Origin of the sequence: Delftia sp. CH05 (assembly GCF_009827015.1) — a bacterium.
Taxonomy (GTDB): Bacteria; Pseudomonadota; Gammaproteobacteria; order Burkholderiales; family Burkholderiaceae_C; genus Comamonas; species Comamonas tsuruhatensis.
In genome coordinates, this window is the sequence record NZ_WUMG01000013.1 from 23005 (window position 1) to 39393 (window position 16389).

10 protein-coding genes are annotated in these 16389 nt (G+C 61.7%); 1 reads left to right on the forward strand and 9 read right to left on the reverse strand.

Translation table 11 applies throughout. The features are described 5' to 3' along the window. Window positions 1-119 precede the first annotated feature (119 nt). A complete protein-coding gene (locus tag GRX31_RS12775) occupies window positions 120-485 on the forward strand; it encodes a hypothetical protein (protein WP_160853015.1) in 366 nt (121 codons plus the stop codon). Here GRX31_RS12775 and GRX31_RS12780 read toward each other — a convergent pair. The 9 genes from GRX31_RS12780 to GRX31_RS12820 all read right to left on the reverse strand — a co-directional run bounded on the left by GRX31_RS12780 (window position 476) and on the right by GRX31_RS12820 (window position 16372). Continuing rightward, window positions 476-3682 (reverse strand): helicase-related protein, encoded by a 3207-nt coding sequence (locus GRX31_RS12780; RefSeq protein ID WP_160853016.1) that lies wholly within the window; start codon window positions 3680-3682, stop codon window positions 476-478. The genes GRX31_RS12775 and GRX31_RS12780 overlap by 10 nt on opposite strands. Further along, window positions 3679-5481, reverse strand: a complete 1803-nt coding sequence (locus GRX31_RS12785) for a phospholipase D family protein (RefSeq protein WP_160853017.1) — start codon at window positions 5479-5481, stop codon at window positions 3679-3681. The genes GRX31_RS12780 and GRX31_RS12785 overlap by 4 nt, the downstream gene beginning before the upstream one ends. Further along, on the reverse strand, window positions 5478-6686 hold the full coding sequence (locus tag GRX31_RS12790) for a DUF6361 family protein (RefSeq protein ID WP_160853018.1): 1209 nt from the start codon (window positions 6684-6686) through the stop codon (window positions 5478-5480). The genes GRX31_RS12785 and GRX31_RS12790 overlap by 4 nt, the downstream gene beginning before the upstream one ends. Before the next feature lie 459 nt (window positions 6687-7145). After that, window positions 7146-10448 (reverse strand): fibronectin type III domain-containing protein, encoded by a 3303-nt coding sequence (locus GRX31_RS12795; RefSeq protein WP_160853019.1) that lies wholly within the window; start codon window positions 10446-10448, stop codon window positions 7146-7148. 983 nt (window positions 10449-11431) lie between these two features. Next, entirely contained in the window at window positions 11432-13819 is a 2388-nt protein-coding gene (locus GRX31_RS12800; RefSeq protein WP_160853020.1) for a DEAD/DEAH box helicase, read from the reverse strand. 116 nt (window positions 13820-13935) lie between these two features. Further along, complete coding sequence (locus tag GRX31_RS12805; protein WP_160853021.1) at window positions 13936-14538, reverse strand: hypothetical protein; 603 nt, start codon at window positions 14536-14538, stop codon at window positions 13936-13938. 65 nt (window positions 14539-14603) lie between these two features. After that, window positions 14604-14858 (reverse strand): hypothetical protein, encoded by a 255-nt coding sequence (locus tag GRX31_RS12810; protein WP_160853022.1) that lies wholly within the window; start codon window positions 14856-14858, stop codon window positions 14604-14606. Beyond that, window positions 14851-15198, reverse strand: coding sequence for a lactonase family protein (locus GRX31_RS12815; protein WP_160853023.1), 348 nt, complete (start codon window positions 15196-15198; stop codon window positions 14851-14853). The genes GRX31_RS12810 and GRX31_RS12815 overlap by 8 nt, the downstream gene beginning before the upstream one ends. Window positions 15199-15427: 229 nt before the next feature. Continuing rightward, window positions 15428-16372, reverse strand: a complete 945-nt coding sequence (locus GRX31_RS12820; RefSeq protein WP_160853024.1) for a hypothetical protein — start codon at window positions 16370-16372, stop codon at window positions 15428-15430. Window positions 16373-16389: the final 17 nt, after the last annotated feature.

The following is a 16389-nucleotide window of genomic DNA, read 5'->3' on the forward strand; positions in this document are numbered from 1 at the left end:
GTCCTCCAGAACTTCAGCTATGAACTGGGCTACTCCCCATCAATGCCCCAAGCACAGCATGGAACTCTCTTCGCCCTCATCTTCCCATCATAGATACATCTCGTCACGTTGAGCAACTGTTGCTGGAAATCGAGTGGCTTTTAATGGTGTTTGAGGAGCCAGCGACGTCAATCGCTGCAGAATCGTTGGATTCAGGGGAATGTCCGAAGTGCGACATAGAGCGGGCACTGACGCTGGACTACCTGCTGTCAGCAAACGCCGCAAAGCCGACACTACAGGCCCGAGACGAAAGACTGGAACGGGTCGAGAGCCGTCGTCTGGTTGTCTCCGCTGAACCTCGGAAATCAGCCGCAGTTGCCGTCGGCAAGGACGGCAGTGCAGCGGGGGCGCTGAACTCGGCGCCCGAAAGCTGCATCTCAGTGCTGAAGTGGATGCTTGCCAGCGGCGCACGGTTGTCTGAGAAATCCGGGGTGATTCAAGTCTGAAGAGCTTTCAGATACGCTGACGTTCCATCGGGCGCCAGGTCGATACGCCAGTTCTTGACGACCTGCGCCGCATGGGCCTCATCGAAAGTGCCCAGCAAGTACTCCATTAAGTCGTCCTGACGAGGCTGACCGAACACCATCCGATAGATCGCCAAGCTCGCCTTCAGGCGCTTCAGCCGCTGATCGTCCTTGCTCCATGGCAACCTGAAGACGAGCCTCTCGACCTTGGCACCGTCTGGCAGCTCGAAGATCCAAAACGGGAGCAAGTCGGATGCACCTTGCGGACGACGCGCGCGCACATGGTCGAACATGTCCTGCCACGGCTCAGTACTCGCCGTGCTGAGCCCCGCGCGCCCCGCCTGCGCCACGTTCTTGCGCACGGCATGCCCCTTGTATCGGTGCACACGGCCCTCGCGCTGCTCCAGGTCGACAGGATTGCCCGGCAGGTTCCAGTGCACGATCGAGTGACACCAGGAGTGAAAGTCCAGACCTTCCTGCCCAACCGACGTGGAGGCAAGAACGAACGGCCGGAAAGGAGAGTTGAAGGCCGCTCGGATCGACTCCTTCCGCGAGATTGCGCCGTCTTCCTCTTTGGCATCTCCGTATCGCACCGCGTATCGGCAGCGCAGCGACAGTGGATCAGGATCCATTGCGAGCCTGCCGTCGACGACCAGCGGATAGTCGGGGCGCAGCTGGCTGGTCCGGATGGTTGCCGCCTCGAAGACTTTGCTGGCGACTGCAAAGATGCCATCCGTAGCGTCCTCGGCGCTGCCCGACTCGGCCTCGTGCAGCAAGTGAACGTACTCGTCGAGCAAGGCCTGCAGATTGCCTTGCGCGCAATAGTTCAACGCACGCTTCCAGTACGCGGCCTCGTCTTCGTCCTGCTGCAGCATTGCAATCGCCTCGGGCGCATTGAACTGATGTCGCAGCCCATCGGCAATTTGCACAGCGGCAGTGCTCAGCGCAGCGAAGGTCGCCGTCGTCTCCGGCGCGACGCGGCGCAGAGCCCTCAGCGCGCACACCGCAGGACCAGCAATCGCAATATCCGCCAAGACGTCGACCAAGTCCTTGGGGACTCGCCGCATGGCAGGCAATTCGCCGTCCCAGACCTCGATCCAGTGTTGAACGTGGCGGGCGAATCCCCCCTCGGCCTCATGCGTATCACCCTCTTCGTCGGCACCGGAACGCTTGCGCGCACGGTGCCAATGGTCATCGCACCAGTTGCGCATTCCGGCGTTAGTTGCGCTGGTTTGCTCCAGGAGAATGAGCGCAACCCAGTACCAGCGCGGATCAGGTGGGCTGAACTCGTCAGCCGAGGTGACCGAGAGCGGAGGCAGAAACGCCTCGATCCGCTCGCGGACGCTCGCGCGGACTTCGGCCAGCGATGCTTTGCCGCCCGTCTCGACAAATGCCTGCAGTGGATCAAAGGCGTCAGCCAGCACCCGCGACGGGAACATCAGGGTCAGTGCGTTCATGCCGGCGAACGTGCCGTCCTCCTTGACCGGGAAGCGAAGCCGCGCCCGCACTTGCCGCGTGAGCTGGTCGTACCGCGGCTTGCGTTCCAGGCCGGTCACCGACTTGGATTCGACCAGGTAGGACAGAAGCCCCGCAATTGCGTCGGGCACCACGTTCCAGCTGGAGAAGACCAAGGACTTGGTGAATCCGGCTGCATGCTCAAAAGGCCCCTCGCCGGCCCAGTACAGCATCGACGGAGGCACCCAAAGCAGGCGCCACGATTGATGAGCTTCGATATCCGCCGCCAATGCGCGCAAACGACCGTTGGCAGGATCGACGGCGCCGTATTTCGCCATCGACCTCTTGTGCAAAGTCCGATACGCCGGCTGCTTCTGCAACGCCTCGACGAACACTCCCTCGTTCTTTTTGTCGGCCAGCCGGCGCTTGAGCTCGTACTCCTTCATGAAGTTCAGCAGATACGGGCTCGAACGCCAGTACTCGATCGGGTCGCCGGACCCTACGGCCGTGCTCAGCCGATCAATGGAGCGGAATTCCAGCAAGTCTTCTGGGGCCAGTTGGACCGGCACCGCTCGCTCACGAACCATGGCATCCAGTCCTGCCGTTGCTCCGACGCGCTCGGTCCGGCACATGATGCGGCGCAGTCGCCGCTCGATCTTGGCCTTGGTCTGCGCCGGCCGCTGAGTGGCAAGGCTCTGAGCATCCAGCGTCATCAGCACCTCGCGGAACTCCCGCAGGTCCTCTTGCAACGCGTCGACCTGACGGCAATCGTCAAACAGGAACCCGGCGGTCTGCAGGAAGTCTCGGTAGTGGTTCTCTTCCTCGTGATGCGCCGCGTACATCTTGTACGGCGTGGCCGACAACAACAGCACCCGGAGATCGTCCGAGTGGTTGAAGAGCTGATGCGCCAGCTCAGCCGCCGGGCTGATTTCTGGCGCCGCGAGCAGATCCCTGAAGCGCTGGAACTCGTCCAAGATCACAAGATCTGGCTTCAATGCGCTCAGGCAGCAACGGGCCAGCGTGCGCCTAAGCTCACTCGTCAAATTGCGCGCTTCCTCACGATGCTTCGGAGTTATGGTTCTCCGACCGTCGGCCGCGTGTGCCGTCAGCTCACGAAGCCTTTCCAGGAATTCGCTGCCTTCCACGGCATCGAGGAACGCTTCGGCAATTGGCTCGTCATAGTCCAGCGGTTCAAACGCTTCGGTGAACCACCCCTGGCCGGCTGTACCTTGAAGCACGTGAACCAGTCCTTTGGCACGGAGGTTCAACCGGTCGCGCAACATCTGGAAAATCAACCTGCGCTCGAGCTTCTGACCGCCGCGATTGCCATGGTCGAAAGTCGTTCCCGGCGTGAAGCTGATGAAGTTAATGGGCTGCTTGCGCAAGCACTTCACTTCCAGTGGAAGCAGCGTCAGACGTGTTGCCTTCACGAACGCGTTCTTCCCCGTGACGTTCAGACGCGCGACGTTCTGCGCTGCGATGTCGGCGTTGGAGCAGATATAGATTATGTCGATGCGTTCACGCGTTCCTTGCAAGTGCTCAACCGCCTTGGCGATGACGCCGCGCGCCACCAGCGTCTTGCCCAAGCCCACCTCGTCCGCCACCAGGAACCGGCGTACCGCGTCTTGATCCAGGAACAGGCGGCGAAACGCGAACTCCACCGTACGGAGCTGGAAGTCCTTGAGCCGGGCCAGCACCGGCTGCGCACTGAAGGGGTGGTTCATCGCGCGCCCTCACTGCTTCTGGCTTCCTCGAAGACTCGCCACAGCGCCATGAAGTCTGGCGGGATGAGCGATTCAGCCCCCTCTCCTTGTGCCTGGGCGAGCTTGCCGACGGCGCTGGCCACATGATCCAGCTTGGCAGGCTCACGCGAGAAGGCCTTGAGCATCAGCTCGAAGAGAGCAAGCGAGTCATCGGGAGCAGAGACGCCCCAAAACCAGCTTCCCGTGCCCTCGCCTTCACCGTCCGGCGCCTCATTGCCAAACACGCCCAGCAGCAAAGCGAGGTAGCGCAGGAATGCAGCTCGGTTGCCGAGCAACACGGCGAGCACCGCTGCCTCTCTGTCCTGCGGTGGATTGGCAAGCGGCAGTTCCAGTCCGAACAGCAGTTCCTGCTTTCCCATCCGAACCCGGAATCCGGTCAGAGACGTCACCTCATGCGCCATGAAGCTTCCGAGCTCAAGGCTTGGCGCCCCCTCCACCCTCCGGTTTCCTTCTGGCGACACGGTCAACGGCCACGCCCAGATCTCGGTTGTCGGGTAAGCCAATGTCTGCGTTCCGTGAAGCGTCAGCGAATAACGTCCGTCCTCGGTCATCTCACAAACCAGTTGCAGGCCGGCCGCCACGATCCTTCGCCGAATGGCTTCAAGCGCGTCTTCGAGCTCGCGTTGCTTCAGCAGCGGCCCCGGATCTATCGGCTGGTACGGCTCGAGCAGTGCGCCCATGCCTTTCTCCCTGGTGAGCCAGTCTCGCGGCCGTCCGACCTTGCCATGATGCCCGCAAAGCTGCGCCATCACCTCGACATTACTGCCCCGCTCCAGCGCAGCAGTCGTGCAATTCGCAGACCCGACCAGCGCATACGTCCAAGCGCCCTTCTGCCAAATGAGGGCTTTGGCGTGCAACCCACGGTGCGCGTCCCTTTGGGCCTCTTCCTCTGCACCCAGGTCGGCGTTGTCGTCGACCACGTACATCCGACACAACCCTCGCGATTCGTCGCTGAGCAAAGCGATCTCTTCCTGGCGCGACACCACGCCAACGGGACACTTGCTCGTTGCTGCGACAGCCTGCAATGCGGTGTCACGCAGAAAAGGCGACACAACTACCAGCTCATCGGATTCGGGCAATCGCAACGGTTGAGGCTTGGCACTCAGCCCGATCACATGGAACTCCACCGGTTCGCTGAACCCTGGTGGCAGCTCCCACGCACAGCGATGCAGCTGGTCGGCCAGCGTCTGCAATTGCCGAAGTCGCTCACCCGAAGGCCTCTTGTGGCGGCACAGATCAGGAAGCTGGCGCACGAACGAGGCAAGCGCTTTGTTCTCCGTACGAGGCCGGCCCTGCGGCTGCCCTTCTAGGCACAGACTGAGATCCCAGGAGCGGTCATCTGTCAGATTGCGCGAGAGCACGAGCAGCCGAATCAGCGGAGCATCGCCCTGCCCCTCGCGCAGGAAGCGCAGCACCCAGACCTTGGGATGAAATGCGCCGCCGTGCGGGGCCAGCACCTCATAGATCATCTCCTCGGTCAACCCCAATAGCGCATGAGGCATGCGGGGTACGTGCAGTCTTCCGCTGTCCGCGAAAACGCTCAGGCGCTTGGTCGTCCGGCGCATGCCCTCGAGCAGGCGCAGAGGGTCGTTCTGCACACCTTCGTCTTCACTTGCAGCCAGCCACGCCAGGTGCGCAGGCAGAACCATCAGCGTCGCAATGTCCAAGGAGTACGTCGTCGCGATGCCAGTGTCGAACACGTACCCGGCAGGAGGCGTGACCGCCTCAACCAGTGTGCTGCGTGCGTTGGGCTGGATCATGCTTTGCTCCCCAGCCCTGCCGCCAGATCGGACAGGAAGTCGCTTGCCAAGCCCCAGCGATAGGTCAACACCGTCAAGCCTGAGCTGCCGCCCCAAGTTCCTGCGTTCTTGAAGCGAGAGCGTGGGCCCTTCATGCTCTCTTCACGGTGGCGGATGAGATCTCGGGCGACCTCCGACTCTGGAATCTGGTCAGGTCCGTCGCTCACCAAGCGAAACCAGTTCTTGATGAACGTCTGCGTCGATGACGTGATGGTGTGGTTCCGACCCGTCACCCGCAGCCAGAAGTCCTCCAGGCTCCAACCGGCGAATCCATTCGACTGAACTGAAGTCGCCCATTCGGTGAGTCGGTGGCGATAGGCGTCGACGCCATCGGACCGTTTCCACACCTCGCTCAGCGATAGGTTGTAGACCAGCGCGGCGCCTTCGATGAGCTTGGAGAAGTTGCGTCCGTGCTCCACCAGTTCGCGCATCTCTTTCGGGAAGCTCGCCTGCCTCGGGTGCAACCAAGGGGCGTCAACCTCGACCTTGCTGCTCAAGGACTCGGTGTCGAATGCCAGCCAACTGAGCAACGAATCGGGATGAAGCTTGCGCCACTGCTCACGCAGGAACTGAGCTTCATCGCCAGTCAATTCGAGCGTCGCCTGGTCGAGCAGCGCCTTCAGGTCTCCTTCTGGCACCAGCTCCCGCAAAGAGGCGTGCCAGGTAGCACCCTTCAGAGGGTCCAGCCAGTCGTCGTCGTCCTTGCGTTGCTTGCGATGGCGCGCTGCATAGACACTGTCGATGCGCCGGAAATACTCTTGCTGCGTGCCGTTGAACACGCGAAGACCCCAGCGCCCCAACCCAGCCCAGTACACCGAGCTGGCCAACCGCTGCAACTCGTCCCCCGTCACGCGGCCGAAGGCTCCCCGCTCAGCCCTCAGCTGGCTGTTGAGCACGAGCTCGCGATCACGGGCGAGCTTGGAGAATTTGGCGGCGGGCACGCCTTCGTTCTCCATCTTCATGAAGAGCCAAGGTAGAAGCAGCATGTAGCGCAGACGCGTCTGAATCACCGATGTACCCGGAAACAGCTGATCAGAGATCGAGTCGCGGATGGCGCCGATGCCCAACTCGTCGCGCGTCTCGCTCTCTTTGAACATCTGCAGCAATCGGTGGCTGCGCTCCTTGGCCGCGTTGTCGTGATCGAGCCAGGTCAGGCTGGATGGCATTATTTTTATCCTCCCCTTGCCATCCTATTTGAACGCAGACTTAGGTCACCTCCGCCGACCTCCTTGACCGCCCCGTCCGGGCAACTCCGCGCTTGATCTCTGCGACGGCCTGCTGTTGAGTTCAACACTTCCTGCTACTGAGTTCCACGAACCTTGCTACCGTACAGCAAATTCGTCTAAACCCACCCTTTTCGCTGTTCCATCGCGGAACGCCGTCGACGGACCAACCTCTCGAGCTTGCGCATGTACCGGTGAGGTACCGCAAAGCAGTCGTTGGTGAGCGACAGCAACCAGCCTGAAGCCGTCACGCAGAAGTCTGCGGCGGCCGACTGCTGATGTAATACAGCTATCGTATTTCCAAGCTCGCAGATGAGGGTCGCAGCTGGCCCGCTGACCTATGGGCCACGGCAGCCTGCCGAGGGCCGGGCGGATGGCTCTCGACAGGTCGACCGCCAGCGGTCAGCTCAGGTTCGCGCTGCGCATGCGCACGCCCCAGGCGCCCAGTCCTGTGAACAGCAGGCCCAGCAGTCCCAGCGGCCAGGGCCCCATCAGAGGGACCGGCGCAGCGGTCGTGGGGCCGGCCATTTGCACCACCACGCCGGGGTCCACAATTTCGCCGTTCTCGATGCCGTCGGCATCGCCGGCACCGCCATCGGTCAGGGTCAGGGTCACCCGGTTGCCCGTGATCTGCGCACCCGCATAGACGGCCCATTGGCCTGCACTGTTTTTCTTCCAGTATTGGAGAGGCGCAGCCGAGGCGGGGAGGCTGGCGGTGTAGTCGATCTGCATCTGCACGGCGCCGCGCACGTCACAGCCTGTCAGCTTGAAAGCAAACTGCGGCCCTGCGGCCTTCACCTGCGAGGGCAGATCCGTCACGGCACCGGCGGGACTGGCCTGCGAGCTTTCGAAGGTGCAGCCCGGACCACCTCCCGTGAGGGCGGCCTGCAAAGCGGAATCGCTGTGGCTGCGCCGCAGCGGGGTGACGGCGTTGCTGGGCTGCGAGGCTGCGCTGGCCTTGCCTGCGGCATTGGTGGCCACCACGGTGAAGGTGTAGGCCGTGCCGCCGGTCAGGCCATGAACGGTGCATGTCAACCCGGTGGTGGCGCTGCAGGTTTTTGAGCCATCTGCCTGCGCGGCCACGGTATAGCTGCCGATCGCCACACCGCCGGTATTCACGGGGGCGGTCCATCGTACCGTGGCACGACCGTCGCCAGGCTCTGCGGTGACGCCTGTCGGGGCATCGGGCAGCCCTGCGATGATTTGCACGCTGCGGGTTTGCTCGGTGGCTGCCAGCCAGTTGACGTCGCCTGCCTGATGGACTGCCAGCGTGCAGGTACCTGCGCCTATGATGCCGACGGTCGCGCCGGCGACGCTGCAGACCTGCGGCGTGCTGCTGCTGTAGCTGACCGGCAGCCCGGACGAGGCGCTGGCCGCTGGCTGGAGAGTGAAGCTGCCGTCTTTCACATAGGGTTGGCTGGCCTGCGGATTGAAGGCAATGGTGTTCAAGCCCTTGGCGGCGTTCAGCGCATGGCTCACCGGCGCGGCGGCCTGCCATTGCGCATCGCCGGCCTGTGTGGCCGTGACCGTGCACACCGCCGTCCCTGCCGTGGCGAACGAGACGGTGTTGCCCTGGATGCTGCAGCCGGGCGACACGGTGAAGGCGACTTGCAGACCGGAGGTGGTGGAAGCCGTCAGTGCCAGGGGTTGACCGACCTGCTGCGGGCCGGGATCCGCGAAGGCGATGGTCTGCGCCGCGCGCGTCTCCTGCGGGGTGACCGTGGTCCCGTTCGAATAGGAGGCTCCGTTGCCCGCGGCATTGGTGGCCTCCATGACGATGGCGTAGGTCGTGCCATCGGTCAGTCCGGTGATGGTGCATTCATTGGCATTGCCCACGGGATTGCAGGAACCCACCGCCGAGCCCTGGAACTGTGCGATGGCGGTGAACTGGCTTGGTGAGCCATTGCCGTCGCCGGGTGCAACCGTCCATTGGACGCGGGCACTCTGCGCCGCAGGGGTGGCGCTGAGACCTGTCAGGGGGCCGGGAATGTCCAGCACGGCGGATGTTCCCAGGGGAATGATGGCGTAGCTGCCGCTGGGCCCCCCTGCCGTGGGCGCCAACGAAAGCTTTGCCGTGGCGTTGGCGGCCACAGCGAATCGGTAGTAGCTGCTGCTGCCCTGGCGATTGAGCAGTACGCTCGCATTTCCATTGGCGGGAAGGGCGATGTCACGCAATGGGAAACCACCCAAACCGCCATAAACGGATCGGAAGTTCCAGCTCGACATCGAATAAATGCCCGTGGACCCCAATGTGCCCACCTTGGGGTTGTCGTCCAGATAGACAGAGAGCAGGAAATCACGCAGCCATTGCGCGGGTTCCGCATTGATGGCTTGGCGAATATTGTCCACCCCCGTCAGATTGCTGTTCACCAGTGACTGGAGGAAGGATGTCTCATTTGCCTGAGAAATCCCGGCATACCGATCCGTCACGTATCGCAGAAATGCCCATTGGACACCGCTGCTGGCGGTATTGATTCTATTGCTGTCCATGACGCCCATACTGGACGGAAACTGCAGCCATGAGCGCCAGCCGGAATACAAATTGTTTTGATAGGTGTTGAAAGCAGCCACCCGGCGTGAGGCATTGGGGCCGGTGGTGAGATTGCTCAACACAATATTGCTGAATGGCCCCAGGCCGACGGAGGTGGCATAGAAAGCCTGCTCCATGGCCATGCCGCCCAGGGCTTCATCGAGCCATGTCTCTTCGAACGGACTGAGGGATGCCATGCGATGGCCATCCATCACCATGTGCGCCAGTTCCCGTGCAAAGGACGGTGCGAGGGCCCCCGTGACGTAGCTCACCGTGCGCACATTGCTGTTGACCACGCCTGTGGGATCGGGCGCAAGCATGTAGACGACTTCTCCCACGTTCCCCGTGGCACACTCCTGCCGGGACAGCTTGTCGCGCGGCAAGTAGAGCCCAACCCCGGAACTGCTGGCAGCCGCGTCCAGGCGGTTGAAGCCCTGGGTGATGAAGATGACGACTTTCCCGTTGCCGTCCAGGTCCGAAGGAGGACCGAACTTGCTCGTGACCGCAGGGTAGACCTGGGTATCGATGGCAGTAAGCGCATTTTGCAGATCGGTATTGTTCCATGTGGCCGCCGGATTGCTCTTATCCGTCAGCACAATGATGTTGTCACCCACCCAGATAACATCGGCTTCCGCGCTCAGGCCTGCCGCGCACTGATTGGCCAGTTCATTGTTCAGGCGCCATGTATCGCCCACAGCTGGCAACTGGCCATGTGGAACCGCGGTCGCGGGGTTCAGCGGGGTTCCCGGGTCGGTGCCACCCCGGCGGTTGAGAAAATCCGCCTGCATTGCCCGTCGCCGGACAATCCGCGGATCATCTGCGGGCACGGTAGCGTTGCCTGCATTGCCCGCCGCGGCCGCGATATTCCCCTGGAGCCCGATTTCTAGCGATAACGCCGATGTGGGCGATAGATTCAATGGAACCAGCAGGTATTCCGCGTCGGATGCGCTGGCATTATGAATCGCTATGCCTTGTATCGCTCCCTGGGTGTTGAGGGCACCTTGGTGACCGGCCGGGCTGACGGCATCCATCGCCATGGGCGACGAAGAGGCAGTCAGGCCCGAATTTGCAGCCCGGACGGCGGTGGTATCCGTCGATTCCGTGAGAAAGTAGGACTCCTGCCTGGGTTCGGCGGAAAAGGAAGAAAATGGAACCAATGAAACCAGAAGCAGCATGCGGCCAATAAAAGCCGAGTGATTTCTTATATGTGATGGCATTTTAAACAGGGCTGACGATTATGGCTTTGCTGGCGGTGGTAGGTCTGGATGATTTGCGGATGACGATGCCTAGATTGCGGATGTCGTTGTCTCAATCTATGCAGGCCTTCCGGTGTTTTGTAGATATTGATACTGATGAATCAATATCGATCTCCAGGGTCTGTAAATTCGTGCGTTAATGAATGTGCCAAAGTGTATCCTCTGCCTACGTTCCGTGGGAAGTGGTTGACACAACGCGCGCACTGGCGCGGACGCCTGGAGCCCCTGGCCTGCCAATCCTGTCGCTGCCAGCGACGTGCGATTTGTCGTGGGGAACACGGGTGCCACGGTTCAAACGGGACGCTTTCTCTCTGGGCTAGGAATCGCCGTCGGCGTTCATCACCATGTTCAAAAAAGACGTCTGGAAAGCCCCCTGCGACCTACATCAACGACCGGCTGCAAGCTCGAGTGTGGACAAGCGCGTGGTTGGCCTGGGCTGCTGCTGGTTTCGATGCCGCCTATGAACGAACGCTACGGGTCGGTAGCCCCATTCCATGCGCCGCGTAAGCGAACATCTAGCATCCCCTTGTATTGTCCTGAGGGCTAGCGTCGACTGCTCACCTGAAAAGCCGCCGCAAGATCGGCTTTAGCTTTGGTGCTCGGGTTACAGCAATGTGTCGATGATCGGACGCTCTCGAGCAGGCAATAGGTGGCAGCAACTCGCTGCACAGTAGGCGTTTGTATAAAACACGCAAACGACGGCTCAGGGTCGAGAGCCGCCGTCTGGTTGTCGGCGCTGAACGTTGGGAACCAGCCTGAAACTGCCGACCAGTAGACGTGGTGACCAGCCGGTCCCGGAAGGCGGTTATGTGTACGGCTCATTAATTCTCTTGGCATAAAGTGAAAAAAGCCCCGGCAGGATGATCCTGTCGGGGCTTTCTTTGTTTGTCCTAGTCGCACAGCTAGGTTGCCAGCAACTCCCTGGCTAGAGCCACTTCGATGCTTTCGCCCTCGTTATCATTGAGCACGTCCAGGCCACACTCGGGCATGTCGCCTGACGTGGATTGAGACACGGTGATCTTCTTGGCCATGAGCCGCAGGCACTCCATCTGGCTAGTGCCGGCGTAGCCCAAGAAGATCACGCGCACGTCGAGCTTTTGGCCAATGCGCCATGAGCGCCTGGCCGCCTGCATCATCGTGTAGACATTGAACCCGGACTGCATGAAGACGATGGTCGGGAACTCCAGGAGATCCAGGCCGGTCTTTACGAGCTCGGGATTTGTGATGACCACGTCGACGCCGCGATCGACCTGGTCAGCCACCCAGTCCTCTCGCTTTGATGCGTCCACGCTGGCGCGCAGCACAGCGACCTTGAAGCCCCGAGCTTCCAGGAGCATGCGCAGCCTGGCGGTGGTGTCGCGTGTGCCCGTGTAGATGGAATAGACCAGGACCTTGCGGCCCTGTGCTTTCTCTTCCGCACAAAGCTGCATCAGCTTCCCCTCCTTCGGCGTGCACTCGGTTTCCGAGAAGACAGGCGGCTGCAGGTGAAGCAGCGCCTTCGTCCTGGGATGCCTGACGGTCTCGGTCCTGAAGCAGCATTCTGGCCATGCCAGCAGCACGTTCATGACAACGCCCAGTAGCGTGCTGTCTTTCATGGCCAGGGCCTGTTTGAGCATCTGCACGAGCTTGAGCGCCATGACCTGGTAGGCCTCGGCCTGGTCCTCCTGCATCTGCACGTCGATGAAGGACTCGGCATAGGCCGGCAGCACCTTCTGGCCGATGTCGCGCAGCTTCAGGAAGACCGTGATGGGCAGCACGTAGCGCATGATGCCCACCGGGCCGAAGCCCGGGGCCTTGGATGTGCGCACCGTGAGCTGCTTGCCCTTGGCCGTGCGGTGAGAGGTCGATGCCGACTCCTTGTACACGTCCTTGAGCACGCCGTGCGTTCGCATGAAACCCATCGTAGCCGCAGCCATGGAGCCATTCTTGGACGGTTTGAATCCGTCCTCGATCAGCGCGGTGGGGTTGATCCGCCACAGGAGATGGAAGAGGTCGTCTGCATAGCCGCCCATGAGCGTTCCCGTCAGCAGCAGCACCTTGGAGCACTGGCTGGCCAGCACACCCATGGCCTGCCCCTGGGCAGAGCCCTCGTTCTTGTACTCATGACCCTCATCGACCACCAGCAGCCCAAAGTAGTCCTTGGGCAGGTAGCGCTTGATGAACTCGGTGGGCTGATAGCCCCCCTGACCTATCGAGAACTCGAAGTTGGCCAGGCGCCGCTCCATGCGCTTGGCCTGTCGGTCGGAAAACACCAGGTCGCCGTTCTCGTCCATCAAGTTCACGAACTCGTAGACGTTGTCCTCCAGCATGGCAGCCAAGGTCTTCTCGCCGAAGGTCTTGAGCAGTCGCTTGGCCGCCACCGGCCCGATGGTCGGCAACTGCTGCAGCGCGTCGAGCACCAGGTCGTACATGGACTGGATGGGCTTCCCGCTACGGATGAGCGTCCACAGCGTGGAGCTGCAGCCGTCGCACTTGCGCCGGCGTTCGCTCAGCAGCTGCTTGGCCAAAGGCGCCGACAGCGGCAGCGTCTCGCCCTCTTCCCCCTTGGATTCGAGCGGCCGCATGCAGTTGGGACAGCAGGCTGCAGAGAACACCTGGCCCTCTATCAGCAGCTTGCGCTCGATGAACGCCGGCCGCCAGTGGAAGCCCATGCGCATGCGCACGCGCCCGAGCACGAAGAACTCTGGCTGGCTGGATTCGAGGCCCAGGCGCGATCGCAGGGCCAGCAGCTTGCGCAGCGTGTCAGGGCCGTTGAGCACCCACACGCGTGCACCGGGCACGGTCTCCAGGATCTCGCGCCGCCACTTGTAGACCAAGTGGGGCGGCGAGATGATCAAGGTGCGTGGATTGCGCTGCTGCAGGCGCTGCAGCAGCACGGCGGTGCAGATGGCCATCATGGTCTTGCCAGTACCCATCTCGGCGTTCAACACGGCCGCAGGTTCACCCTGGTCGGCCAGCAGCTTGACGATGGCCTGGACGGCCTCCGACTGCGCTGCGAACGGCTTGCGTTTGAGCCCCTGCAGGATCTCCTGGCGATCCTTCCAGACGCTTGTCTTGCTGTCTCGCTCAGACATGTAGACAGGCGGGTGCTGGGCCCGCACTTGGTCCAGCAGGCCCTGGCCGAACTCGCGGATGAAATCGCCCAGCGGGATGGTCTCGCTGATCACATCGGCCAGGAAGTCCTCGCCCTCGATCTGGCCGAATTCGCCCGGGGCATCCGATGCTGCAACAGGTGCAACGGTAGTTGTGTCCTGCTCCAGGACGGGAGTGGTGGGGGTGGAAACTTCCATGATTTGCTCCAAAAAATAAGGGCGCACCGCTGAAGAACAGCGGCGCGCCCTGGTGGGTGGTTGAGATGGCGGGCCCGAGGCCTGGCGCGCTGCCAGGCAGGACTCACAAGAATGGTTCAGGCGACGAGCAGACGCTCGCGGACGCCGGCACTGACGTGCCGGATGAAGTGGTCGGTGATGCTCACGCGCAGCGCGCGCAGTTCGCCGATGCGCGGATAGAGACCTTGGCCAAGCTCGTGCACAGCGCCTTTTTCTTGACACCATGCCAGCAGAGGCTGCTGCCAGGTATCCAGCAACGCGATGGGCGCCAGTTCCTTGACAAGGCTCCACACACGCGCCTCGATGTCACCAGTGGTGGCCAGCACCCAGCCGATGCGATTTGCCTTGTCCAGGGCACGCAGGCGTTTGTCGTAGAGCCACAGGTGGCTCAGCGGCCCGAACAGGTTCTGGCGTGGCAGCCGGCCGCTGAACTTGGCCAGGCGGTCGGTAGGCCCGAGGTCCACCAGCTGACGCTTTCCGCCGGCGCCGACCAGGCTGAAGCGGCTGATGCCGGCTTCAGCTTGGCTGCCGAGCTCGGCGGCCGCGATGAACTGCATGGCAGAGGCATCGCGTCCGTAGAACGACAGGAACATGAGCTCGCCTTCGTCGTTGCGCAGGCACGCGTCAACCCAGAGATCCGCGTAGCCTTCGATACGGTAGAGGCTGCGATGAGGTGTCAAAAGATGCTCCAAAGAAGACGGAGCAGCCCCATGCGGGGCGTGCCCCACATGGGTTGAAGGTTGGATCAGCGAGCGTTTGGCACCCACAGCCACGCCGCGACAAAGGTGCCCTCTTGCGAGGGCGCCACAAGCGGAAGCGTGTCAATCAGGCAGGTCTCAGAACAATAGATCTCACGCGCCCGAGCGATGGCCACTGCGCAGTCCAATCGCCATTGGTTCTGGTCCTGCAGGGATCTGTCCAGGGCGCAGACGGCCTGGGCCAAGTTGCCCTGCTCCCAGGTGTCAACGACGCCGCGCGCAGCAACTTCCATGTCATGCATGTGCCGTCTCCTTTCGTTCCTGCGCCGCATAGTGCATTTCCACGGCCAGCTTGATGGATTCGAGTTGGGCCAGGATCAGCGTGTGCTGTTCCCGGGCCACCTTCTCGGTGACACGCTTGGGGCTGGTCGAAAGGAAGAGGCGATTGAAGTCGCCATCGCCGTTGAAACCAATCACGTGGCGGCGAGAGTTTCCGGAGCAAAGGTGGACCGAGGCACGGGACTCCAAAGCGCCGCCGAGTCCCTTGAGGGTGCAGATGTCGAGCTCCCGGGCGCCGCCCAGGTCAACGATCGTGACAAATCTGTGGCCATCGCGTGTGGAGTGGTTGTGGTGAGTACGCATGAGATGCTCCTTCAAATTGGATTGAGAGAGCGAGCGCCGCCCTTGCGGGACGATGCCCGCAGGGGTGGTTGGAAAAATGCCTGGTCTTGCGACCGGCGCGCTTTCAAGGCTCAGCGCGCCTATAACCGTTTTGAGTGGTTCAAACGGTTTTCCGCAGCGCACCCCTTGGCAAGCTCTGGAAAACCGGCTGTAGCCGGTTTTGGTTGAATTCAGCAGCGCTGAAAGGTGGTCAAGACGACCGTGTGCGCTCGAAGGCGATCACGTCCGCAGTAGAGAAGACCTGCACGAGCTCAGCGCGCGCCAGGGCTTCGAGATCCGGTGTTGGATCTGTGTCGCCCCAGGCCTCGGGATCGCAGTCGGTTGCATCATCGAGCTCCTTGCCCTCCGCGACGTGCATCAGCTCGCCATCGATGATGAAGATCGCTCCACGCGCATCCTTGAGGCCCGTGCCTTTTGGATGTCCGACCAGCAGCTCCATCACCGCGCATTCGTACTCCAGTGCACTCATGCAAGTGGTATCCACTGGCGCCGAAAGTGCGAACCTGCTGCACGTCGATGGCTCTTCCTGCAGGTATGCCTCCAACTCTTCGGCGCTGAACCGCTGAATGAACTTTGGCGCAATGAGTGCCTTCAGATCTGCCTCCATCGAGGACCAGTCGCTGGCATCTCGCAAGCAAATGCCGTCGATGCTGGACTGGCTCTCGATGCAGCTGACCAGACCGCCGACCAGGATGTAGTCGAGGTGCCCAGGCACTTGCAAGGCAGTGCCGGCGGGATGCCGGATGAGCACCGCACGAACGAGACGGGCGAAGTCTGTGTAGTTTGGATCTCGATGTGGCTGCCGCTGCAGGAAGAAGTTGAGGATCTCCAGCTCATGCGACTCCACCTGGTCGGGAGTGCAACGCTGAAAGAGCTCTCGGGCATACAGAGCCTGCGTGCAAGACACAGCGTTTTCTTCGTCCCAGGCCGATGAATCGCAGCTGCCGCCATCCCTTACATCGTCTCCTGTCTCAAGGTAAATAAGCTCCCCCAGTACCAGCAAGATCGCACCGTACTGATCCAGCTTCAGGGCACAGCCTTTGGGCTGCTTCACAAGAAGCTCGATCACGGATGTTTCCCATTGCTGGAACAACAAAACCGCTCCGGGAGCAGGCAGATGTGTAGTTTGGTTCATGGCTATCTCCATAGAAA